Genomic DNA, 22,393 nt, shown 5'->3' with positions numbered 1-22,393 from the left:
CGCGTAGGTGCGTCGAAGCGGCGATTTCGGGTACGCGATGGGAGGTGGATGAGGGCGCTCGGGCTACATCGAGCATCCGCCGCGAAGGCCGGGGACTCCACCTCGGTAAACTGGGAGCGACTTTCCAAGGAGCCCAGAATGACTGACGCGTCTGCCGCGCCCGAGACGACCATCGACGCCACTGAAGAGGACGTCCACGAGCAGAAGGCCGTGCGTCTCGCGAAGCGCGAGCGCCTGATCGCGAAGCGCGCGGATGCCGGAGGCGGGGCATTCCCCGTCGGCGTGCCCGTGACGCACTCGATCCCGGCGCTGCGCGCCGAGTACGGCGAGCTCGATGCGGGCGCCGAGACCGGCGTCGTCGTCGGCGTCGCAGGACGTATCGTGTTCAGCCGCAACACCGGCAAGCTCTGCTTCGCGACGCTCCAGGCCGGCGACGGATCGCGCATCCAGGCGATGATCTCCCTCGCGAACGTGGGGGATGAGTCGCTCGCGGACTGGAAGGAGTACGTCGACCTCGGCGACCACGTCTTCGTGCACGGCGAAGTGATCTCCAGTCGCCGCGGCGAGCTGTCGATCATGGCGGACGGCTGGGAGATCGCGTCGAAGGCGATCCTGCCGCTGCCGAACGCCTACTCCGAGCTCAGCGAGGAGGGCCGGGTCCGCAGCCGCTACCTCGACCTGATCGTCCGCGAGCAGGCGCGCAGCACCGTGCGTGCCCGTGCCGCCGTGAACGCGAGCCTGCGAGCCACCTTCGGCAGCCACGACTACCTCGAGGTGGAGACGCCGATGCTGCAGGTGCAGCACGGCGGAGCATCCGCTCGTCCGTTCGTCACGCACTCGAACGCGTTCGACACCGAGCTGTTCCTGCGCATCGCGCCCGAGCTCTACCTGAAGCGCGCCGTCGTCGGCGGCATCGAGCGCGTGTACGAGATCAACCGCAACTTCCGCAACGAGGGCGCCGACTCGACGCACAGCCCCGAATTCGCGATGCTCGAGGCATACCAGGCCTACGGCGACTACAACCAGATGGCGGCGCTCACTCAGGAGCTCGTCCAGCAGGCCGCGATCGCCGTCGCGGGCTCCACCACCGTGACCTGGGCCGACGGCACCGAGTACGATCTCGGGGGCGAGTGGGACCGCATCTCGATGTACGAGTCGCTCTCCGCAGCATCCGGACGCACCGTCACGCCGCAGGATGCGGTGGAGGACCTGATCGCCTTCGCCGAGCAGAACGACGTCGACCTCCCGGCACAGGCGACCCACGGCAAGCTGGTCGAAGAGCTCTGGGAGCACTTCGTGAAGGGCGACCTGGTGCGCCCGACCTTCGTGATGGATTTCCCGGTCGACACCTCGCCCCTGGTGCGCGAGCACCGCTCGATCGAGGGTGTCGTGGAGAAGTGGGACCTGTACATCCGCGGCTTCGAGCTGGCCACCGGGTACTCCGAGCTCGTCGACCCGGTCATCCAGCGTGAGCGTTTCGAGGAGCAGGCGAAGCTCGCCGCCCGCGGTGACGTCGAGGCGATGCCGGTCGACCAGGAGTTCCTGCGGGCGCTCGAGCACGGCATGCCGCCGTCCGGCGGCATGGGCATGGGCATCGACCGCCTGCTGATGGCCATCACCGGCCTCGGCATCCGCGAGACGATCCTCTTCCCGCTGGTCAAGTAGCGGCGGAGTCGGTCCGGCCCCGCCGGAACGCCCACTCCGGAAGCATCGCGGCGCCGATCATCGTCTCCAGGAGCGCCGCCAGGCCGTACTGCGGATCGATCTCCCGAACGAGCTCGAGATAGTGCCCGGCGTGCGTGGCGCGTCCGAGCGCCCACGACAGCCAGGCCGCGGCGGTCAGCGGGCCTCTGCGCGACATCCGCGGTGCCTTCGCGGCCGCGAGGCGGACCACGGCGAGCGCAAGCCGGAGCCGGTCAGGATCCGGGGCGGCACCCTTGCCGAGGAAAACGCTGCCGAGCTCGTCGGGGATCATCGTTCCGGTCTCGGAGAAGGCGAGCTGCGCGTCGAGAGTGCGCAGGCCTCCGGCGAGATCGGTCGCCCACTGGGTGAGGGCGACGTCCCGGAGCAGCGGCCTGTCCATGCACCACAGCAGCGCCGCGGTCGCGAAGACGGGCAGGTCCGCCGGTCGCTCCAGCACCGACTCGAGGAAGGCCGGGATGTCCTCCAGCATCACGAGCGCGGCGATCGCCTGCGGGTTCTCCCGGCCGGTCAGCCGCCCGTTCTCGTCGTGCTCCAGCAGCTCGGCGAGCTCGAGGAGCGCCCGGCCCACCCGTTCCTTCTCGGCCAGGTCCGCATGCGGAAGCTCGGTGCCGGCCAGCTGGTCGCCCGACACATCGCCGACACCCGGGACGACGGGCACCTCGCCGACATCCGCGAGCGGGCTGAGCTCGGGTTCGTCGTCGAGGTAGCTCGACCAGCCGGCGGGGGTCACGCAGAGCGCGTCGACGATGCGGAGCCCTGCCTCGTCGGCGCAGCCGAGAAGCTCGTCGACCTCGACGGCGAACGGGAGCACGAGTCCGTCTCGGGTCGGCTGCGGCGGGTCGTCCGTGTACAGCACGAGGGCCACGGCATCCGTCCCCTCGACGCGGGCGATGAGGCCGACCGCGGCATCCGCGTACTCCTCGATGTCGACCTCCGCCTGCGGGAGGTCGAGGCGCATCGCGCCGTAGGTGCGTTTTCCCTGGAACGGGAGCAGCACGACGCTCTGTCGCGGCGTGAAGCCGGCCAGGGCGGGAACGATGCTGAGGAACTCAGCGGAGTCGGAGGCTCGGAGGAGTGTTGTCATTCCGCGAGTGTGCGAGAACGGCGCCGCCGGTGGCGCGATTCCACAGCGACGGAGCCCGATTCCCGGGAATCCCGGGATGTGCAGGGAGAGTGGGCGCGTACCATGGAGGCATGGAGAACTTCTGGCTCGCAGCGGCATGGTCGATCCTGCCGACCATCGGCGTGAGCCTGGTCTTCTTCTTCGTGCTCCGCGGCATCCTGCGCTTCGACCGCACCGAGCGCAAGGTGCACGCGAAGATCGAGGCGGAGGAGCGGGCGGCTCGCGGCCTGCCGCCGCGCTCCTGAGCGACGTCCGCAGCATCGGTTACTGTGTAGCCAGCGCACCCTCAGCGGTGCGCGCTCCGGCGGCGGCTGTCGCCGCGCCGACTCGCCGAGAGGACCCGGATGACGCCTGACGCCTGGGGATGGTGGGTCGCGGCGTTCCTTCTCGTCCTCGACATCGCCATCCGCATCACGGCCGTCATCATCGTTCCGCGCAATCGGCGCCCCACGGCGGCGATGGCCTGGCTGCTCGCCATCTTCTTCATCCCGTTCGTCGGGGTCCTGCTGTTCCTGCTGATCGGGAATCCGCGGCTGCCGCGCGCACGCCGCCGCAAGCAGGACCAGATCAACGCCTACATCGCCGAGACGAGCGAGCATCTGCACTTCGGCACGCTGCGGCCGGAGGCGCCGAAGTGGTTCCCGCCGCTCGTCGAGATGAACCAGCGGCTCGGCGCGCTGCCGATCTCGGGAGACAACGGCGCGCACCTCATCTCCGGATATCAGCGCTCCCTCGACGAGATGGCGGACGCGATCCGGCAGGCCACCGACTACGTGCACGTCGAGTTCTACATCCTGCAGGCGGATGCCGCCACCGACAACTTCTTCCGCGCGCTGGAAGAGGTGGCGGAGCGGGGCGTCGAGGTGCGGGTGCTGATGGACCACTGGGCCAACCGCTGGAAGCCGCGCTACCGGCAGACCATCCGGAGACTGAACGCGATGGGCGCAGACTGGCACCCGATGCTGCCGGTGCAGCCGTTCAAGGGGCGGATGCAGCGTCCCGATCTGCGCAATCACCGGAAGCTCCTCGTGGTCGACGGCGACGTGGCGTTCGTCGGATCGCAGAACATCACCGACTCGACGTACAACCTCTCGAAGAACATCAGGCGAGGTCTGCACTGGGTCGATCTGATGGCGCGCTTCGACGGACCGGTCGTGCTGAGCGTGAACGCGATCTTCCTCGCCGACTGGTACAGCGAGACGGATGAGGTGCTGTCTGAGATCGACATCACCCATGCGCAGGTCGGCTCGGGCGACCTCGACTGCCAGGTGGTGCCGTCCGGGCCGGGCTTCGAGCTGGAGAACAACCTCCGGCTGTTCCTCGGCCTGCTCTACGCGGCCAAGAAGAAGATCATGATCGTCAGCCCGTACTTCGTCCCGGACGAGGCGCTGCTGCTGGCAGTGACCGCGGCGGTCGACCGCGGGGTCGAGGTCGAGCTGTTCGTCTCGGAAGAGGGCGACCAGGCGATGGTCTACCACGCGCAGCGCAGCTACTACGAGGCGCTGCTGCGCGCCGGCATCCGCATCTGGATGTACCGCAAGCCGTACATCCTGCACACCAAGAGCCTGACGATCGACGACGATGTCGCCGTGATCGGCTCCAGCAACATGGACATGCGCTCCTTCGGTCTCAATCTCGAGGTGTCGATGCTCGTGCGCGGCGAGGAGTTCGTCCGCGAGATGCGCGTCGTGGAGGACGAATACCGGGAGCTCAGCCGCGAGCTCACGCTGGAGGAGTGGCTGCAGCAGCCGCTGCGATCGACCATCCTCGACAACCTCGCCCGGCTCACCTCGGCGCTGCAGTAGTTGCTCGGCCGTTCGGCGCGGAGGATGCTGCGCGGCAAGGCGGATGCCGCGTCAACCGACACTTTCTGCGTGAGCCGCCATGCGCCGCACGGTGTCTCACGCGCGACCGGTGGGTTCACGCTGTGAATGTCGGTTCACGCCGGAAATGTCGGCCGCCCGCAGGTAGCGTGGCAGCATGACCTCCCCGACTCGCCTCGTCGCCGCACTCTCCGCGCTCGCCGCCGCTCTCCTGATCGCGGGCTGCACGACGACCCCCGGAACCGACAGCCCGACGAGCTCGGCGACGCCTTCGGATGCGCCGACATCGGACGGCGACGATGACGCGCAGGACATCGAGGGCGCCCTGCTCGAAGACGGACGCATGTTCGCCGTCGTCACCTGGGGCTCGTCGACGTGCGTGCCGCAGCTCGAGGAGGCGTCGGCCGAGGGGCAGACCGTGCGGGTGAGCGTCGTCGACCCGGAGGGCCAGGACGTCTGCACGATGGACCTCGCCCCGCGCGCGAGCATCGGCGCGCTGCCGGAGGGCGTCGACCCGACGAAGGAGATCACGCTTCAGGTCAAGTACGGGGACATCTCGGACGACGTGGATCTCGACGGGGATGCCGCGTTCGCCGGGACCCCGGGGTCTTCGACCGACTACGCGCCCTCCGCCGGGTGGATCGGCGACGGGACGCTCGTCCTGCTGACCTGGGGATCGTCGGGATGCCCGCCCGTGATCGAGTCGGTCGACGGCGCCGGGAACGCCGGGACGGTCACGTTCGTCACCGACGAGACGCGGATGTGCACCATGGACATGGCCCCGCGCGCCACTGTGATCGCGTTCGGCGATGACCAGGTCGAGGACGACGACTTCACGCTGACCCTGGTCGGCGACGGTCTCGACGGGACGGTGGCGGTTCGCGGCTGAGTTCCCGGCGACGAGAGCAGTCGAGTCAGAGGTTCGCGACCGGGTGCCCTGCCGGCAGCGCCAGCAGTAGTGCGCCGGGGTCGATTCGGCAGCTGATCTGCACCGCCGCCCCGAACTCGTCGCCGTCGAGCTCGATCGGAACCGGCTTGGCCGCAGCGGCCTCCGCCGCCCCGCCGTGGAAGTAGTGCACCGAGGCGTCCTTGCCGCGGCGCTCGAGGACCCGGCGACCGGCGCGGGAGCGCCGGAGCACCGAGTTGTCCCACCAGATCTTGCGCCAGACGCCCAGCCAGCCGAAGGCGCCGGTGGGCTGGATCACCGCGATGTCGAGCACGCCGTCGTCGATCGAGGCCTCCGGGATCAGCGCGATGCCGGCCGGCAGCGTGCCGCAGTTGGCGAACAGGATGCTCTGCACCTTCGTGGTGTGCAGCCGCCCGTCGTCGATCTGGAAGACCGCCCTGAACGGCTCGGCCGTCGCGAGCGAGCGGGCGGCGCCGTCGACGTAGGCGATCCAGCCGACAGACCTCTTCAGGTCCGCTCGCGTGTTCGCGATCATGTCGGCGTCGAGGCCGATGCCGGCGAGCACCACGAACGCGTGCTCCGCCTTCGTCCCGTCGGCGCGGGTCACGTGCGCCCAGCCGATGTCGATCGGATGCCGGAAGTCGCCCAGCGCCGCGCGCACCATCTCGGCCGGGTCCCCGAGAGGAAGCCCGAGGTTCCGCGCGAGCAGGTTGCCGGTGCCGCTCGGCAGGATCGCGAGCGGGACCCCGGTGTTCGCGATGGCCTCCGACACCGCTCGCACGGTGCCGTCGCCGCCTGCGACCAGCACGACGTCGACTCCTCTGGCGAGAGCATCCGCTGTCGCCTGCTGGCCCGCGTCGTCGAGCGTGGTCGGATAGAACGCCGGATACTCCCACCCCGCATCCTTCGAGAGGGCGCGCACCGTGGCCCGCAGCTGCTTCTCGTTCACCTTGATCGGGTTGTAGATGAGCGCCGCCTGTCGCGTGGCGGAGGGGCGCGTCGTCATGGCGCTACTCTAATCCCGGCATCCGGGCGCCTCAGGCGAACCTCGTAGAATCGATGGATGATCGACCTCGCTCTTCTCCGCGACCACCCCGAGATCGTCCGCCGCTCCCAGGCGGCCCGCGGCCACGACCAGCTCTCCGTGGACGTGGCGGTCGAGGCCGATCGATCGCGCCGCGCGGCGCTCGCCGCCTTCGAGGAGCTGCGCGCCGAGCAGAACGCGTTCGGCAAGCAGGTCGCCAAGGCGCCCAAGGACGAGAAGGCGGCGCTCGTGGCGCAGGCCAAGGACCTCTCCGACCGCGTCAAGCAGGCGCAGCAGGCCGCGCACGAGGCGGCGGATGCGGCATCCGCCGCGCTCGCGAAGATCGAGAACGTCGTGATCGACGGCGTTCCGGCCGGCGGCGAGGCCGATTTCGTCGAGCTCCGCCGCGTCGGCGAGGTGCCGGCCTTCGACTTCGAGCCGCGCGATCATCTGGAGCTCGGTGAGATCCTCGGCGCGATCGACATGGAGCGCGGCGCCAAGGTCTCCGGGGCGCGGTTCTACTTCCTCCGCGGCATCGGCGCGCGTCTCGAGATCGCGCTGATGAACCTCGCGCTCGACAAGGCGCTGCAGAACGACTTCATCCCGCTGATCACGCCGACGCTCGTCCGGCCCGAGATCATGCAGGGCACCGGCTTCCTCGGTGAGCACGCCGACGAGGTCTACCACCTCGACAAGGACGACGACCTCTATCTCGTCGGAACCAGCGAGGTCGCGCTCGCCGGCTATCACAAGGACGAGATCGTCGATCTGTCCGACGGCGCCCTGCGCTACGCCGGCTGGTCGACCTGCTATCGCCGCGAGGCCGGCTCGTACGGCAAGGACACCCGCGGCATCATCCGCGTGCATCAGTTCAACAAGCTGGAGATGTTCGTCTACACGACGCCGGAGGATGCCGAGGCCGAGCACCTTCGTCTCGTCGCCCTGCAGGAGGAGATGCTCACCTCCCTCGGCCTCGCGTACCGCGTGATCGATGTGGCCGCGGGCGACCTCGGCTCGAGCGCCGCGCGCAAGTACGACATCGAGGCCTGGGTCCCGACGCAGAGCGCGTTCCGAGAGCTGACGTCGACGTCTAACTGCACGACGTTCCAGGCGCGGCGGCTCGACATCCGGCACCGGCCGGAGGCGGTGGACGGCCAGACCGCGAAGACCCAGCACGTCGCGACCCTGAACGGCACGCTGGCCACCACCCGCTGGATCGTCGCTCTGCTCGAGACCCACCAGCAGCCGGACGGCTCCGTGCGCGTGCCCGAGGTGCTCCGGCCCTACCTCGGCGGACTCGAAGTGCTGGAGCCGCAGGCGTGACGGCGCCTTCGATCGACTCAGGGACCCAGTGGCTCATCGGGCTCGATGTCGACGGCACCATCCTGCTGCAGGACGAGACCATGAGCCCCGGCGTGCCCGAGGCCGTCGCGCGCGTGCGTGACGCCGGGCACGAGGTGACGATCGCGACCGGCCGAAGCTGGATGGCGACCAGGCGGTACGTCGAGGAGCTCGGCCTGATCGCCCAGTATGTGGTGTGCTCGAACGGCGCCGTGACGATGCGCCGGATGGACGACGGATGGGAGCGCTGGAACGTCGAAACCTTCGATCCCTCTCCCGTGCTCGAGCTGCTGCGCGAGCGCCTGCCCGACGCGAGGTACATGGTGGAGCTCGCCTCCGGTCAGCGGCTGTACACCCAGCAGCTCGACGACTGGACGCTCGACGGCGGTCGGCAGGTCGACTTCGACGAGCTCAGCGCGCTCCCGGTCTCGCGCATCGTCGTGGTCTCGCCCGGTCACGATGAGGACGACTTCCACAAGCTGGTGGCGGATGCCGGCCTCAACGAGGTCTCCTATGCCATCGGCTGGACCGCCTGGCTGGACATCGCGCCGCAGGGCGTCGACAAGGGCACCGCGCTCGAGCAGGTGCGTGTCGAGCTCGGCTTCGGCGAGGAGCGGGTGCTGGTCGCCGGCGACGGCCGCAACGACATCGGGATGTTCGGCTGGGCGCGCGGGCTCGGAGGGCGCGCCGTCGCGATGGGTCAGGCGCCCGACGAGGTGAAGGATGCCGCGGGGGAGATCACCGGCCCTGTCGAGGACGGCGGCCTGGCCACCGTTCTTGCCACGGTCCCCACGCCGGCACTGACCGACTGACTCACGGCCTGAGGCTATCGGGTCCAGGTCCCGCTCAGGTCAGCGCGGGAGAATGGAACTCGGCTAGACTCACGGCTTGTCGGCAGATGCGTCTGTCGGGAGGGTTGTCCGAGCGGCCGATGGAGCTGGTCTTGAAAACCAGTGGGCAGAGATGTCTCAAGGGTTCGAATCCCTTACCCTCCGCATCATGGAGTGCGGTGTCCCCGCACCCGCCGCAGACCTGAAGGGCCCCGAGTGAGTCAGAACCCCCGACGTCGTCGCACCATCGCACGTCACGGTCAGCTGCGCACTCCCACCCCGATCAGCCAGCTGCTGAAGTTCATCGCGATCGGCCTGGCCGTCGTGCTCGTCAGTGGGGTCGGCGTCGCGGCCTACGTGCTCTACGACCTCTCCAGCACCGTGACCGCGAACGCGGTGGAGCTCGACGGCACCGAGGACCTGCCGCCGGACATCGGCGAGTTCGAGGGCGGCTTCAACCTCGTCCTCACCGGCGTCGACACCTGCGAGGACGCGTACAAGCAGTACTTCGGAGCCCGCTGCACCGGTCCGGACTCCGAGGGCACGCTCAACGACGTCAACCTTCTCGTCCACGTCTCCGAGGAGCCGCGGCGCATCACGGTCGTCAGCTTCCCGCGCGACCTGCAGGTGCCGATCCCGGAGTGCGAGGACGCGGAGGGCGACGTCCACTCGGCGATGAGCAAGCAATCGATCAACGTCGCGTACACCGACGGCGGCCTCAACTGCGTCGTCAAGACGATCTCCGAACTCACCGGGCAGGAGGTCCAGTTCGCGGCATCCGTCACCTTCGGCGGCGTGATCGAGATCACCAACGCGATCGGCGGCGTCGACGTGTGCCTCGCGACCCCGATCAAGGACAAGTACACCAGCCTCGACATGGCGGCAGGGACGCACACGGTGCAGGGCATCGAGGCGCTCCAGTTCCTGCGCACGCGGCACGGTGTCGGCGACGGCAGCGACCTCGGCCGCATCGGCAACCAGCAGCAGTACATGTCGAGCCTGGTGCGCAAGATGATCAGCGGCGAGACGCTCGGCAACGTGCCGGTCATGCTGAAGCTCGCGAACACGGGTCTGCAGAACATGGAGACCAGCACCTCGCTCGCCAACAACCCGATGACGATCGTGCAGATCGCCCTGGCCGTGAAGTCGGTGCCGTTCGAGGACATCGTGTTCCTGCAGTACCCGTCGCTCACCGATCCGGAGAACGAGAACAAGGTGGTGCCGAACCGTGAGGCCGCCACCGCGATGTGGGACGCGATCAACCAGAACGCGCAGCTGCAGGTGACGCACGAGAACACCGAGACCGACGGCGTCGTCGTGCAGGATCCCGCGCCCGGCACTGTGGCGACTCCGGACCCGACGGCCACACCCGAGAACGTCGTGGCGCTGCCCGACTCGATCAAGGGCAACTCCGCCGCGCAGCAGACCTGCTCCAACGGCAACATCCGCTGACCCTCCCCGACGGTCGGGGCGGCTCAGTGTCGCGGATGCAGCGCGTCGATCAGCTTCTCGACGATGCCGGCCATGTCGACGGTGGGGTCGATCATCCACTGCAGCTGCAGGCCGTCTGTGACGGCCTGCACGACCCGCGCCGTGGTGTCGGCATCGAGAGGTCCTGAGTCGTCGCCGAGGTTCTTCGCGACCACCTCCCGCATCTGCGCGCTGCGCTCGAGGAAGTACTCGTGCGCCGGATGCTCGGGGTCCGCGGCGTCCACCGCGAGCCGGGAGAACAGTTGCACGAGACCTGGCACCTCGGTGTTGTGCCTGATCACCTCGATGAGGCCGGCGCGGGCGTCCTTCGCACCGATGGCCCCGTGGTCGAGCTCGTCCCTCTCGTCGCGCTTTCGCAGCACGGCGGTGAACAGCTCCTCCTTCGTGCCGAAGTAGTGCAGGAGCGCGGCGGGGGTCACGCCGACCACCTCGGCGATCTCCTTGAGGGAGGCGTTCTGGTAGCCCTTGCGGCCGATGACGTCGAGCGCGCTCTCGAGGATCTCCTCGCGCCTGGCGACGCCCTTCGCATATGAACCCCGTCTTGCCATGTCTTCGAGCGTAATCCTGAACAACGTTTGAAATCTAATACTTACCGGCATATAGTTTTCGCAGGACATCGCCGTCGCCCGCGAAAGGAACCCACATGACCGAGATCTCGGCATCAGACCTCACCCTCGAGGAGAAGGCATCGCTCACGAGCGGCGCGGACTTCTGGACGACCAAGGCCGTCGAACGCGCCGGCATCCGGTCGATCATGATGACCGATGGGCCGCACGGCCTTCGCAAGCAGGCCGGCGGCACCGATCACCTCGGCCTCGCGAGCAGCGTGCCCGCGACGTGCTTCCCGCCGGCGGTGGGCATCGGCTCCTCCTGGGACCCCGAGCTCATCGAGCAGGTCGGCGCGGCGATCGGCGTCGAGGCCGCGATCGAGGACGTCGCGGTCGTGCTCGGCCCCGGCATCAACATCAAGCGCTCCCCGCTGTGCGGGCGCAACTTCGAGTACTTCTCCGAGGATCCGATCGTCTCCGGCCTCCTCGGCGCCGCGTCCGTGCGCGGCGTCCAGTCGCAGGGAGTCGGCACCTCGCTCAAGCACTTCGCCGCGAACAACCAGGAGTTCGACCGGATGCGCGCGAGCTCCGACATCGATCCCCGGCCGCTGCGGGAGATCTACCTGCGCGGCTTCGAACGGGTGGTGAAGGATGCCGCGCCGTGGACCGTCATGTGCTCGTACAACCGGCTCAACGGCGTGTGGACCTCGGAGGACCCGTGGCTGCTCACCCGGGTGCTGCGCGACGAGTGGGGCTTCGACGGCCTCGTCGTCTCGGACTGGGGGGCCGTGAACGACCGCGTGACCGGCATCGCCGCGGGTCTCGACCTGGAGATGCCGGCGTCGGGCGGGCGGACGGATGCTCAGCTCGTCGCCGCCGTGCGCGCCGGCGAACTGGACGAGGGCGTGCTCGACACCGCGGCGTCCCGCGCGATCGACCTCGTGCACAGGGCGGCGTCGCGTCCGGCCGCGGACGGCCCGCTCGACGTCGACGCCCACCACGCGCTGGCCCGCGAGGCCGCAGGCCGCTCGATCGTGCTACTGAAGAACGACGGCGCGCTGCTGCCGCTCTCGGCGGACCGGACCGTCGCAGTGATCGGGGCGTTCGCCGCCGAGCCACGATTCCAGGGCGCGGGATCCTCCCTGATCAACCCCACCCGCGTGGATGCCGCGCTCGAAGCCCTCCGTGAGGTCGGCGGCGACCGGGTCGCCTACGCCCCCGGCTTCGCCATCGCGGGCGGCGCGGTCGCGGCATCCGGTCGCACCGCCGAGGAGCTGCAGGCGGAGGCCGTCGAGACGGCGTGCGCCGCCGACGTCGCTGTCGTCTTCCTCGGGCTGCCGGCCGCGGAGGAGTCTGAGGGCTTCGACCGCGATCACATCGACCTGCCCTCCGTTCAGCTCGCCGTGCTCGACGCCGTGCTCGAGGCGAACCCGCACACCGTCGTCGTGCTCTCGAACGGCGGCGTGGTCGCGCTGCCCTTCCACGAGCGCGTCCCCGCGATCGTGGAGAGCTGGCTGCTCGGCCAGGCAGGCGGCAGCGCTGTAGCGGACGTGCTGTACGGCGAGGTCAACCCGTCGGGCAAGCTCACCGAGACCATCCCAGTGCGCCTCGAGGACAACCCCTCGTACGGCAACTTCCCCGGCGAGTTCGGGCACGTCCGCTACGGCGAGGGGCTGCTCGTCGGGTACCGCTGGTACGACGCCAAGGGGCTCGAGGTGACCTACCCGTTCGGGCACGGGCTGTCGTACACGACGTTCTCGTACGGGACGGCCACCGCGTCGGTGACCGAGGCCGGCGACATCGCAGTGCAGGTCGACGTGACCAACACCGGCGACCGTGACGGCCGCGAGGTCGTGCAGGTGTACCTCGCGCCCGTCCGCTCGATCGCGCAGCGCGCGCCGCGCGAGCTGAAGGCGTTCTCGTCCGTGGCGCTCGCCGCGGGGGAGACCCGCACTGTCGGGCTCACCGTGCGCCGAGAGGACCTCGCCTACTGGGACATCCGCGTCGACCGGTTCGTCGTCGAGGGCGGCGACTACACGGTCGAGGTGGCGGCATCGAGCCGCGACATCCGCTCGGCCGTCGTCGTGCCGGTCGAGGGCGACGCGATCAGCCTGCCGCTCACGATGGACTCCTCGGTCGGCGACGTCGTCGCGCACCCGGTCGCGGGTCCGATCGTGATGGGTGCGCTCGGCGGATTCCTGGGCGAGCTGAACGCCACCGACTCGTCGGCGGCTTCGATGATGCCGAACGACGACGCGATGGAGAAGATGATGGCGTCGTTCCCGATCGGACGCCTCATCGGATTCCCCGGCATCGACGTGACCTACGAGCAGGTCGAGCAGCTGCTGGCCGCGGCGAACGAGGGCGTCGCGGTTCCGGCGTGATCGGCGGTGGGCGGCGCCGATGCGCGTAAGCGTGCCTTCGCCACGGCTCTGTCGGCGGAGATCACGGAATGTCGGTCGAGAGAACGATTTCTCGACCGACAATCGTGATTCCGGGCCGACGGATGCGCCGGCTGCCGGCGGTCTCAGCGCTGCGGGTCGAAGCGCAGAGGTGCGTGCGTGCGGGCGACCAGGGCGCGCAGCCCCTCGAGCGTCGCCGGGGCCGCGCCGAGCGCACGCGCCTGCACGAGCACGTTGCCGAGCGCGGTCGCCTCGACCGGCCCCGCCAGCACGGGGAGTCCCGAACGATCCGCCGTCGCCTGGCAGAGCAGGCGGTTGAGCGAGCCGCCGCCGACCAGGTGGATGCGGTCGAGCTCGAGTGAGTCCTCACCGACACGACCGATCATGACACGGCCGCTGGTCGCCCCGAGGTCGACGGCTGCGACGGCGGTCATCGTGAACTCTGGTCATGCGGACGAGAGGAGCGTTTCGTCTCGCTTCGCTCGCTCAACGACCGGGTGGGGAGGGGGGTCATAGGAGAAATGCGGCGGCGACGCCGGAATCGACCGGGATGTGCATGCCGGTGGTGCGACTGAGCTCGGGACCGGTCAGCACGTACACGGCATCCGCCGCGTTCTCGGGCACGACCTCGCGCTTGAGAATCGTGCGGTTCGCGTAGTACTGGCCGAGGTCCTCTTCGGCGACGCCGTAGGTCGCGGCCCGGTTCGCTCCCGAGCCGGAGGCGAAGATGCCAGAGCCGCGGACGACGCCGTCGGGGTTGATGCCGTTGACGCGGATGCCGAACTCGCCGAGTAGGGGTGGCTCCTGATTGTGCAAGGCCGGGACGAGACGGCGCCTTGATCACGTTCATGTAACAACGCTTTGCGTCAACGCGTTTGACGTCCGTACGGTCGCATCAAACGATTGACGCGACTTCAGAACCCGAGCGTCAAACGATTGATGTCGAAGGAGCCGTCCGTGATCACTCTGAAGGACCTCGCCGCTGCGGTGGGCGTATCCGCGTCCGCGGTCTCGCTGGTCCTCAACGATCGTCACGCGGGACGGGTGAATGCAGCGACGGCCGAGCGCATCCGCACGACCGCGGCAGAGATGGGCTACATCCCGAACGTGCTCGCCCGCGGGCTGAGAACCAAGCGCACGCACACGATCGGGCTGCTGTCAGACGGCGTGGCGAGCATCCCCTTCGCGGGAAGGATGCTCGAGGGCGTGCAGACGGCCGCCTGGGATGCCGGCTACCTCGCGATGATCATCGACACGACCAACCGTCCCGAACTGATCGCCCAGTCATCGAAATCACTGCTGCAGCGTGACATCGAGGCTATGATCCTGGCCGCGGAATATCATCGGGTAGTCGAGCTGCCACCTGTTCCGCCGACGATCCCTGTCGTGGTGCTCGACGGCATCCCCGATGATCCGCAGGCGGCGGACAGTGTGGTGCCTGACGAAGCGGGGGGAGCACACGCCGCCGTCAGCCGGCTGATCGCCGCCGGACACCGCCGCATCGGCTTCTGCACTGTCGGGGGTGACCGTTTCATCGCCTCGCGCCTGAGGTGGGACGGATACGAGTCAGCGCTGGCGGAGCAAGGAATCGACCTCGATCCGAAGCTCGTCCTCGCGCTTCCGGACCCGAGCACCTCCCATGCGGTCGAGCCGCTGCGGGAGTGGCTCGCGTCATCCGGCCGTCCGACCGCGCTGTTCTGCTTCTCGGACCAGATCGCGTTCGCGGCGTACCAGGTGTGCGCCGACCTCGGCCTGCGCATACCTGAGGACCTGTCGATCATCGGCTTCGACGACCAGGAGTTCATCGCCGACGCCATGCGGCCGGGGCTGACGACCGTGCGGCTCCCGCATCGTGCCATGGGCGCCTGGGCGGCGCAGCGCGCGATCGACCGCATCCACGGTGACGCCTCTGGCCCACCGGTATCCGTCCGTATTCCGTGTCCGCTCGTAGAGCGAGCGTCTGTCGGCCCGCCGGCCCACTGACCTCACCCTTCCCGACTCCCGGAGACGCACCCGTGTCACCGGTATCCGGCGCGCCCCGGCACGCCACCCCACCGCTCCACCCATCCACCAATCCACCAACGGAGGAAAGCATGGCAACCATCACGCGCACGGCGCTGCGGGTCGCAGTCGGCATCGCAGCAGCTGCCGTCGCAGCGACATCCCTCGTCGCCTGCGGCTCGTCTGACGACGCGGCAGGCGGCGACACCTTCACGATCCTGCAGTACGAGAACCCCGAGACGGCCCAAGGGCAGGGCTGGCAGCTCGCGCTGGAGATCTTCAAGAAGAAGCATCCCGATGTGAAGGTCGACTTCCAGACCACGAGCTTCGACGCGATGCGGCAGAACGCGAAGATCACTCTCACCGGCGACGACGTCCCCGACGTGATCGAGTTCAACAAGGGCAACGCCGACGGCGGCCAGCTCGCCGGGCAGGGGTTGCTCAGCCCGCTCACCGAGCAGGTCGAGAAGTACGGCTGGGACGAGAAGGTGAAGGGCTCGATGCAGGCCTTCGCCCAGTACGACGAGAAAGGACTCGCCGGCTCGGGCGACTGGTACGGGGTCCCCAACATCGGCGAGTACGTGATGTTCTACTACAACAAGGACCTCTTCGCACAGGCGGGAATCACTGCGGAGCCGACGAATCTCGATGAGTTCGAGGCGGCGATGGACAAGCTCCTCGCCGCCGGCGTCACACCGATCTCGTCATCGGCATCCACCAGTCAGGGCTTCAACCAGATGTGGATCTGGTACTCCCTGGTCGCCGCCGAGGCCGATCGCACCGCCATCGACGACTTCATGTTCCTGCGCGAGCCGGTCGACTTCTCGAAGGCGCCCTGGAAGACCGGCGCCGACCGCTTCCAGCAATGGATCGACAAGGGCTATGTCGGCGAGCAGCTCGGCGGCCTGAACTTCGAGCAGGCGACCGTCAACTTCCTCAGCGGGGAGAAGGCGATGCTGATCTGGAACCAGGGTGAGTTCTTCCGTATCCGCGAGCAGGCGACCTTCGAGTGGGACTACTTCACCCTGCCGGGCGCGCACATGCAGATGGGTTCCAGCGGCCACCTGTGGGGCGTTCCCGCGAACGCGAAGAACAAGGAGCTGGCCTACGACTGGATCGACATCACCCTCAGCGAAGAGGTCCAGAACAAGATCGGCCAGCTCGGCGGTCTTCCCCTCGCCGGCGATGCATCGAGCATCGAGGACGAACTGACCCGCGAGTACACCGAGCGGTTCAACGAGCTCGTCGAGGCGGACACGCTGGCGTTCTACCCGGACTACCCGGTACCCGGCTTCCTCGATTTCATCCAGTCGCACATGCAGGCGACGGCGAATGGCAATGAGACCGCCGACGAGTACACGGAAGACCTGCAGAAGTTCTACGACGAGGGCCGCGAAGCCGCGCTCGCAGGCTGATCGCCCGTGGGGCCGCCGGATGAACGGCGGCCCCGCACACTCGCTGAGACCCATTCCGAAGGAGACCTCGATGTCGACGACATCCGTCAGACGCCGTGCACTGGAGCGGCGCGGCACGTACTGGCTCTATCTGCTCCCGCTGGCAGGCGGCTTTCTCGCCGTCGTCGCCGTTCCGTTCGCGATGAACATCTACACGAGCCTGTTCCATTGGAAAGGCGGCCTCGCTCCGATGCGCTGGGCAGGGCTCGAGAACTACACGGACCTCTTCACGGACGACTCCTTCTGGCGCTCGTTCCAGAACACCTTAGCGATGATCGTGGCGATCACCGTCGTCCCGACCATCATCGGGATCCTGCTCGCCGCCCTGCTGTTCGACTACCTCGGCCGCAGGTTCGGCGACAACGTCATCTCCGTGCTGCGCGCGACGTACTACCTGCCGCAGGTGCTGCCCATCGCGGTCGCGGGCTTTCTGTGGGCCTGGATCCTCGACACCCAGAACGGCTCCATCAACCTGTTCCTCAAGTCGGTCGGGACCTCGAGCCTGCCCGACTGGCTGGGCGACTCCCGCCTGGCGATCTTCGGCGTCATGCTCATGCTCATCTGGTTGCAGATCGGCTACCCGGTGGTGATCTTCATGTCTGCGCTGCAACGCGTCGATCCTGAGCTCTACGAGGCGGCCGAGCTCGATGGAGCCGGCTGGTGGCGGCGCTTCGAGGCCATCACGGTCCCGCAGATCCGTCCGGAGATCTTCGTCGTCGTGCTGACCGCGACGATCGCGGCGCTCAAGGTCTTCGCCCCCGTCCTGATCCTGACAGGCGGCGGTCCGGAGGAGTCCACGATCGTCCCGTCGTACTACGCCTACCGGAACTTCTTCGAGCTGTCCCGTGTGGGGTACGGCTCGGCGATCGCCACCGTGATGTCGGTCGTGATCTTCATCGTCGCTGCGGTGATGCTGTGGTGGCAGCACCGCGATAACCGGAATGAGGGCCGATCGTGAGCACCACCCGCGCTGTCATCACCTCCGCAGGCACGAGCTCCCGCATGCCTGATGCCGAGAGCAGGCGCGTCCGGCGCACGCCGATGAACTGGCTGATGCTGGGTCTCGCGATCGCGGTCGCGGTTGCGATGGCGTCGCCGTTCCTGCTGCTCGCGCTCAACGCGTTCAAGACCGGTGCCGACTACTCCACGCATGGCCCGCTCGCCTGGCCCACGACGTTCACGTTCGACGCCTTCGCCAGCTATCTGCAGCGCGTCGACTTCCCGCGGGCGCTGTGGAACTCGATCCTCAGTTCGGCGGTGATCGCCTTCGCCGGCACCGGCCTCGCCCTGCTGGCCTCGTACGCGATCGGGATCGGCCGGATCAGGGCGAACACCGCCATCACCGCCATCCTCCTGATCGCGACGATGATCCCACATGAGGCTCTCATCTACCCGCTGTTCTACGGCGCTCAGGCGACGAAGACGCTCAACACGATCTGGTCGATCGTCATCGTGTTCACCCTGCTGTACGCGGCATTCGGCACGTACATCCTGTCCAGCGTCATGTCGACGTTCCCGAGGGCGCTGCTGGAGGCCGCGGCGATCGACGGCGCGGGGCGCTGGCGGATCCTGTGGCAGGTCGTCTTCCCGATCGTGCGGCCGACCCTCTCGGTGCTTGTCGTCTTCATCTTCATCTGGAGCTGGAACGAGTTCTACATCCCCCTGATCCTGCTGTCCGATCCCGCCTCGCAGACCGTTCCGATCGCCCTGTCCACCCTGCGCGGGCAGCATTCGATCGACATCACCGTGATCAACGCCGGGTCGCTCCTGTCGCTGCTGCCGACGGTCGTCTTCTTCTTCCTCTTCCAGCGGACCATCAGCCGCGGCGTCTCCGCCGGCGCGGTGAAATGACCGCGATCCACCCTTTCAGAACCACAGAGAAAAGAGAGAGAATGCTCACGCAATGGAACCGTCTGCGCAATGACGGGAAGCTGCGCAGCCGCGCGATCAACGCCGAGAACCCGAGGGGCCAGGCCGGCGCAGCGGGCTCCGCGAGCTCGAACCTCGGCCCCGGACGCAAGGGCAGCGCGTGGTACGAGCTCCCGGCCGGGGCGACGCTGACGCTGGCCGACATCGACGGTCCTGGTGTCATCCGGCACATCTGGATGACCGTGACCGATCGCACCGCGGCAGGGCCCTTCGTGCTCCGCGACCTCGTACTCCGGGCGTACTGGGACGGTGCCCCGCATCCGCAGGTGGAGGTGCCACTCGGCGACTTCTTCTGCAACGGGTTCGGGCAGCGTGCGCTCGTGACCTCGGAGCCGATCGTGGTCGCGCCGACCGGCGGCATGAATTCCTACTTCCCGATGCCGTTCCGGACCGGAGCGCGCATCGAGATCGCGAGCGAGCATGGCGCCGCGATCGGGCACGTCTTCTTCCAGATCGATTACACGACCGGAGACGACTTCGACGACTGGCCCGGATACTTCCACGCCCAGTGGAGACGGAGCAACGGGACCACCGCTCTCGGCGAGGACCACGTGATCCTCGACGGCGTCGAAGGCACCGGAACCTACATCGGAACGTACGTGGCCCTCGCCTCGCTCCAGCGCTACTGGTGGGGTGAGGGCGAGGTGAAATTCTTCGTGGACGATGACAGCGACCTGCCGACCCTGTGCAGCACCGGCCTGGAGGACTATGCGGGCGGGGCGTGGGCGTTCCAGGATGCTCTGCGCGCCGAGCCGGAGCCGCAGCCGATCAGGTTCAGCGCGCCGTACTTCGGGTACCCGTTCGCGAGCGGGAAAGACGAGACGAAGGCCTCCGAGTTCTGGACGCCCATGCTTCCGATGCACGCGGTGTACCGCTGGCACCTGCCCGACCCGATCTACTTCCACGAGCGGCTCAAGGTCACGGTGCAGCAGATCGGCACTTGGGACCACGGGCTCTTCGAACGCACCGATGACATCGCGACGACCGCCTACTGGTACCAGACAGAGCTCGGCGGTCGGTTCCCCGACTTGCCGTCGGCTCGTGAGCGCATTCCGCGCTGAGGGGCGGTCCGAGCCGGGGTAGCACTCCGACATCTTCAGGGAGCCGCATCCGCTTTAGGTTATGCTTACCTTGCTTTGCTCGAAGCGCTGTTCACCCCCGAAAGCATCAGCAGCCATGCTCCCGAAGCCGCTCACCCGTGGTCTCTCCCTGCTCGGCGGTCGCCCCGACGCGACCGCGCTCGTCGTCGACGGCATCCCGCTCACCTATGCCGACCTCTCGGATCGTGTCGCCGAGCGCGCAGAGTTCCTCGGCGAGACTCGCCGGCTTGTCATGATCGAGGCGGCCAACGCGCTCGAGCCGATCGTCACCTACCTCGCCGCACTCGAGGGAGGACACCCGGTGCTGCTCGTCGCGGGTGGCGACGACGAGGCGAGCCTCGCCCACCGGGCATCGCTCGCCGCGCGCTTCGATCCCGATGTCATCGCGCACGACGCGACAGGCGACTGGGCGCTCGAGGAGCGCCGGTCCGGCGGTCGGCACGAGTTCCACCCCGAGCTCGCGATGCTCGCCAGCACCTCGGGGTCGACCGGTTCGCCGAAGCTGGTCAGGCTGTCCGGCGAGAACCTGCGCAGCAACGCCGCGGCCATCGCCGAGTACCTGCGTCTCGGGCCGGCCGACCGGGCCGCCACCACGCTCCCGCTGCAGTACTGCTACGGGCTCTCGGTCGTGAACAGCCACCTGCTCGCCGGTGCGAGCCTGCTGCTCACCGATCGCTCCGTCGCCGACGAGCAGTTCTGGTCCGAGGCCGCCGCGCACCGGATCACGTCGTTCGCAGGAGTCCCGTACACGTTCGAGCTGCTCGAGGCCGGTGGCTTCGCCGGGCGCGATCTGCCGAGCCTCCGCTATCTCACGCAGGCAGGCGGCCGGCTCGCGCCGGAGGCGGTGCGGCGCATCGCCCGCCTCGGCGAGGAGCGCGGGTTCGACCTCTTCGTCATGTACGGCCAGACCGAGGCCACCGCGCGCATGGCCTATCTCCCGCCCGAGCTCGCTGTGACCTCGGCCGGCGCGATCGGCATCCCCATCCCCGGCGGCTCGTTCCGGATCGACGCGGGAGACGGAGCGGATGCTGCGCCCGGAAGCACGGGCGAACTGGTCTACGAAGGGCCCAACGTGATGCTCGGCTACGCCGAGACGCCGGAGGACTTCGCGCTCGACCGCACTGTGCACGAGCTGCGCACCGGCGACGTCGCGCGCCTCCGTGAAGACGGACTCCACGAGATCGTCGGCCGGATGAACCGGTTCGTGAAGGTCTTCGGGCTCCGCCTCGACCTCGACCGCGTCGAGCTGCTCCTCGCCGAGGAGGGCATCGACGCGCGCGCCGGGAGCGCCGGCGAGCGGCTGCTGCTGTTCGCCACCTCGGAGCGCACCGCGCAGCGTGCCCGTGAACGCGCCGCCACGCTGCTCGGAATCCCGGCCCACGTCATCGGCGCGTACGCCGTGAGCGAGTTCCCCCGAACCTCAAGCGGGAAGCCCGACAACGCGGCCCTCGTCCGGTTCGCCGAGCTGCAGGACCGCTCGGCGGCCGAGTCTGCGACGGCATCCGCACGGCGCTCGCAGAACGCGCCGACGCCCGACATGGTGCGCGAGCTGTTCGTCACTCTGCTCGCCCGCCCGGATGTCGGGCTCGACGACTCGTTCTCCGGACTCGGCGGCGACTCCCTCAGCTACATCGAGGTGTCGCTGCGCCTCGAGTCTCTGCTGGGCGCGCTCCCGCGCGACTGGCCGACACTCACGGTGCGCGAGCTCGCGGCTCTGGCGACTCCCTCCCGCGACGCCGCCGCGCCGTCGGGGAACTCGGATGCCGGGAAGGCCGGCCGACCGACTCCGCCGACCCGCCGCCTGGTGCGCATGGAGACCCCCGCCGTGCTCCGCGCGATCGCGATCGTACTGATCGTGGGCACGCATGCCGACCTGTTCATGATGAAGGGCGGCGCCCACCTGCTGCTCGCGGTGGCCGGGTACAACCTGGCGAGGTTCCAGCTGGCCCCGGTGCCCGGATCGACGCGGGTGCGGCGGCTCGTCCGCAGCGCCCTGCAGATCGCGGTGCCCGCGGTGCTCTGGATCGGCGCGGTCGCACTCGTCACGGCCCAGTACAGCCCGACGACGGCCCTGCTCGTGAACAACCTGGTCCCCGGCGACGGGCGGTGGAACGAGCAGTGGCAGTTCTGGTTCCTGGAGGCGGCGATCTGGAGCCTGCTCGGGCTCGCGGCGCTGTTCGCCGTGCGGTGCGTAGACCGGCTCGAGCGGCGTGCGCCGTTCGGCTTCGCGCTCGCGGGGCTCGCGATCGCGCTCGCCGTGCGCTTCGCGCTGTCCGGCCTGCACGCCGAGCACGTGGAGCGGTACGCCGCTCCTGTCGTGGTGTGGCTGATCGCGCTGGGCTGGCTCGTCGCCCGTGCGGACACCACGGCCCGCCGGTGGCTGGTCTCTGCGATCGCCGTCGCCAGCGCGTTCGGGTTCTTCGGCGACCCGCTGCGCGAGGGCATCGTCGCCGCCGGCATCCTGCTCCTGATCTGGCTGCCGACCATCCGGATGCCGCGACTGTTCGTGCCGGCGATCGCCACCCTGGCCGGCGCGTCGATGTTCATCTACCTCACGCACTGGCAGGTGTACCCGCCGTTCGAGCAGAGCGCACCGTGGCTCGGCACGCTCCTCTCGCTCGCCGTGGGCATCGCCGCCTGGCGCGTGCACGCGTTCGCGAGCAGCCGCCTTGCCCGACTGCGGTCGGGCCGGGTCGCCGTCGCCTGACATCGGGCG

At 68.7% G+C, this 22,393-nt stretch carries 17 protein-coding genes, 1 tRNA gene and 2 pseudogenes; 15 read left to right on the top strand and 5 right to left on the bottom strand.

Annotated elements, in window-relative coordinates; translation table 11 throughout:
• The first annotated feature begins 138 nt into the window (after positions 1 to 138).
• The gene (gene lysS / locus IPV10_RS13340) at positions 139 to 1,665 is read left to right on the top strand and encodes a lysine--tRNA ligase (protein WP_207484628.1); all 1,527 of its coding nucleotides are present in this window, start codon (positions 139 to 141) and stop codon (positions 1,663 to 1,665) included.
• On the opposite strand, the gene IPV10_RS13335 is transcribed toward lysS, so the two are convergent.
• Positions 1,658 to 2,788, bottom strand: a complete 1,131-nt coding sequence (locus IPV10_RS13335; RefSeq protein WP_207484626.1) for a DUF4192 family protein — start codon at positions 2,786 to 2,788, stop codon at positions 1,658 to 1,660. The genes lysS and IPV10_RS13335 overlap by 8 nt on opposite strands.
• 110 nt (positions 2,789 to 2,898) lie before the next feature.
• On the opposite strand from IPV10_RS13335, the gene IPV10_RS13330 reads away from it, so the two are divergent.
• The 3 genes from IPV10_RS13330 (at position 2,899) to IPV10_RS13320 (ending at position 5,539) form a co-directional block, all read left to right on the top strand.
• Entirely contained in the window at positions 2,899 to 3,072 is a 174-nt protein-coding gene (locus IPV10_RS13330; protein ID WP_207484625.1) for a hypothetical protein, read from the top strand.
• A gap of 99 nt (positions 3,073 to 3,171) precedes the next feature.
• Complete coding sequence (gene cls / locus IPV10_RS13325) at positions 3,172 to 4,632, top strand: cardiolipin synthase (protein ID WP_207484623.1); 1,461 nt, start codon at positions 3,172 to 3,174, stop codon at positions 4,630 to 4,632.
• A 175-nt stretch (positions 4,633 to 4,807) separates the two neighbouring features.
• Positions 4,808 to 5,539, top strand: a complete 732-nt coding sequence (locus IPV10_RS13320; protein ID WP_207484622.1) for a hypothetical protein — start codon at positions 4,808 to 4,810, stop codon at positions 5,537 to 5,539.
• Positions 5,540 to 5,564: 25 nt separating this feature from the next.
• Here IPV10_RS13320 and IPV10_RS13315 read toward each other — a convergent pair whose 3' ends face one another.
• Positions 5,565 to 6,563, bottom strand: a complete 999-nt coding sequence (locus IPV10_RS13315; protein ID WP_207484620.1) for a diacylglycerol kinase family protein — start codon at positions 6,561 to 6,563, stop codon at positions 5,565 to 5,567.
• A 57-nt stretch (positions 6,564 to 6,620) separates the two neighbouring features.
• Between IPV10_RS13315 and serS the strand changes: the two genes are divergently transcribed.
• The 4 genes from serS to IPV10_RS13295 all read left to right on the top strand — a co-directional run bounded on the left by serS (position 6,621) and on the right by IPV10_RS13295 (position 10,204).
• Entirely contained in the window at positions 6,621 to 7,904 is a 1,284-nt protein-coding gene (serS, locus tag IPV10_RS13310) for a serine--tRNA ligase (protein ID WP_207484619.1), read from the top strand.
• Positions 7,901 to 8,734: an HAD family hydrolase gene (locus IPV10_RS13305; protein ID WP_307861135.1), complete on the top strand. Its 834-nt coding sequence runs from the start codon at positions 7,901 to 7,903 to the stop codon at positions 8,732 to 8,734. The genes serS and IPV10_RS13305 overlap by 4 nt, the downstream gene beginning before the upstream one ends.
• 98 nt (positions 8,735 to 8,832) lie before the next feature.
• Positions 8,833 to 8,917 (top strand) — tRNA-Ser (locus IPV10_RS13300).
• Positions 8,918 to 8,968: 51 nt separating this feature from the next.
• Positions 8,969 to 10,204, top strand: coding sequence for an LCP family protein (locus IPV10_RS13295; protein ID WP_207484617.1), 1,236 nt, complete (start codon positions 8,969 to 8,971; stop codon positions 10,202 to 10,204).
• A 23-nt stretch (positions 10,205 to 10,227) separates the two neighbouring features.
• On the opposite strand, the gene IPV10_RS13290 is transcribed toward IPV10_RS13295, so the two are convergent.
• On the bottom strand, positions 10,228 to 10,791 hold the full coding sequence (locus IPV10_RS13290; protein WP_207484615.1) for a TetR/AcrR family transcriptional regulator: 564 nt from the start codon (positions 10,789 to 10,791) through the stop codon (positions 10,228 to 10,230).
• 95 nt (positions 10,792 to 10,886) lie between these two features.
• Here IPV10_RS13290 and IPV10_RS13285 point away from each other — a divergent pair, with 95 nt between their 5' ends.
• Entirely contained in the window at positions 10,887 to 13,175 is a 2,289-nt protein-coding gene (locus tag IPV10_RS13285) for a glycoside hydrolase family 3 C-terminal domain-containing protein (RefSeq protein WP_207484614.1), read from the top strand.
• A gap of 143 nt (positions 13,176 to 13,318) precedes the next feature.
• On the opposite strand, the pseudogene IPV10_RS13280 reads toward IPV10_RS13285, so the two are convergent.
• Positions 13,319 to 13,549 (bottom strand): annotated as a pseudogene (locus IPV10_RS13280) (FGGY-family carbohydrate kinase); the annotation flags it as partial.
• Positions 13,550 to 13,703: 154 nt separating this feature from the next.
• Positions 13,704 to 13,985, bottom strand: a pseudogene (locus tag IPV10_RS13275) (bifunctional rhamnulose-1-phosphate aldolase/short-chain dehydrogenase); the annotation flags it as partial.
• Between the two features lie 165 nt (positions 13,986 to 14,150).
• Between IPV10_RS13275 and IPV10_RS13270 the strand changes: the two are divergent.
• The 6 genes from IPV10_RS13270 (at position 14,151) to IPV10_RS13245 (ending at position 22,384) form a co-directional block, all read left to right on the top strand.
• Positions 14,151 to 15,176, top strand: coding sequence for a LacI family DNA-binding transcriptional regulator (locus IPV10_RS13270; protein ID WP_207484612.1), 1,026 nt, complete (start codon positions 14,151 to 14,153; stop codon positions 15,174 to 15,176).
• Positions 15,177 to 15,286: 110 nt separating this feature from the next.
• Positions 15,287 to 16,609, top strand: coding sequence for an ABC transporter substrate-binding protein (locus IPV10_RS13265; protein WP_207484611.1), 1,323 nt, complete (start codon positions 15,287 to 15,289; stop codon positions 16,607 to 16,609).
• A 70-nt stretch (positions 16,610 to 16,679) separates the two neighbouring features.
• Entirely contained in the window at positions 16,680 to 17,606 is a 927-nt protein-coding gene (locus IPV10_RS13260) for a carbohydrate ABC transporter permease (RefSeq protein ID WP_207484609.1), read from the top strand.
• The gene (locus tag IPV10_RS13255; protein ID WP_307861134.1) at positions 17,603 to 18,499 is read left to right on the top strand and encodes a carbohydrate ABC transporter permease; all 897 of its coding nucleotides are present in this window, start codon (positions 17,603 to 17,605) and stop codon (positions 18,497 to 18,499) included. Before IPV10_RS13260 ends, IPV10_RS13255 begins: the two co-directional genes overlap by 4 nt.
• 41 nt (positions 18,500 to 18,540) lie before the next feature.
• The gene (locus IPV10_RS13250; RefSeq protein ID WP_207484607.1) at positions 18,541 to 19,638 is read left to right on the top strand and encodes a glycoside hydrolase family 172 protein; all 1,098 of its coding nucleotides are present in this window, start codon (positions 18,541 to 18,543) and stop codon (positions 19,636 to 19,638) included.
• Positions 19,639 to 19,753: 115 nt separating this feature from the next.
• The gene (locus IPV10_RS13245) at positions 19,754 to 22,384 is read left to right on the top strand and encodes an AMP-binding protein (protein ID WP_207484606.1); all 2,631 of its coding nucleotides are present in this window, start codon (positions 19,754 to 19,756) and stop codon (positions 22,382 to 22,384) included.
• The last annotated feature ends 9 nt before the right edge of the window (positions 22,385 to 22,393 follow it).

Origin of the sequence: Microbacterium sp. SD291, assembly GCF_017355365.1 — a bacterium.
GTDB lineage: Bacteria > Actinomycetota > Actinomycetes > Actinomycetales > Microbacteriaceae > Microbacterium.
This window is presented reverse-complemented; position numbering and strand designations above follow the sequence as displayed.

Bases quoted from the DNA above. Each gene is read 5' to 3' on its own strand.
- lysS (WP_207484628.1), top strand. From the start codon at position 139: ATGACTGACGCGTCTGCCGCGCCCGAGACGACCATCGACGCCACTGAA.
- IPV10_RS13335 (WP_207484626.1), bottom strand. From the start codon at position 2,788: ATGACAACACTCCTCCGAGCCTCCGACTCCGCTGAGTTCCTCAGCATC.
- IPV10_RS13330 (WP_207484625.1), top strand. From the start codon at position 2,899: ATGGAGAACTTCTGGCTCGCAGCGGCATGGTCGATCCTGCCGACCATC.
- cls (WP_207484623.1), top strand. From the start codon at position 3,172: ATGACGCCTGACGCCTGGGGATGGTGGGTCGCGGCGTTCCTTCTCGTC.
- IPV10_RS13320 (WP_207484622.1), top strand. From the start codon at position 4,808: ATGACCTCCCCGACTCGCCTCGTCGCCGCACTCTCCGCGCTCGCCGCC.
- IPV10_RS13315 (WP_207484620.1), bottom strand. From the start codon at position 6,563: ATGACGACGCGCCCCTCCGCCACGCGACAGGCGGCGCTCATCTACAAC.
- serS (WP_207484619.1), top strand. From the start codon at position 6,621: ATGATCGACCTCGCTCTTCTCCGCGACCACCCCGAGATCGTCCGCCGC.
- IPV10_RS13290 (WP_207484615.1), bottom strand. From the start codon at position 10,791: ATGGCAAGACGGGGTTCATATGCGAAGGGCGTCGCCAGGCGCGAGGAG.
- IPV10_RS13285 (WP_207484614.1), top strand. From the start codon at position 10,887: ATGACCGAGATCTCGGCATCAGACCTCACCCTCGAGGAGAAGGCATCG.
- IPV10_RS13265 (WP_207484611.1), top strand. From the start codon at position 15,287: ATGGCAACCATCACGCGCACGGCGCTGCGGGTCGCAGTCGGCATCGCA.
- IPV10_RS13260 (WP_207484609.1), top strand. From the start codon at position 16,680: ATGTCGACGACATCCGTCAGACGCCGTGCACTGGAGCGGCGCGGCACG.
- IPV10_RS13250 (WP_207484607.1), top strand. From the start codon at position 18,541: ATGCTCACGCAATGGAACCGTCTGCGCAATGACGGGAAGCTGCGCAGC.
- IPV10_RS13245 (WP_207484606.1), top strand. From the start codon at position 19,754: ATGCTCCCGAAGCCGCTCACCCGTGGTCTCTCCCTGCTCGGCGGTCGC.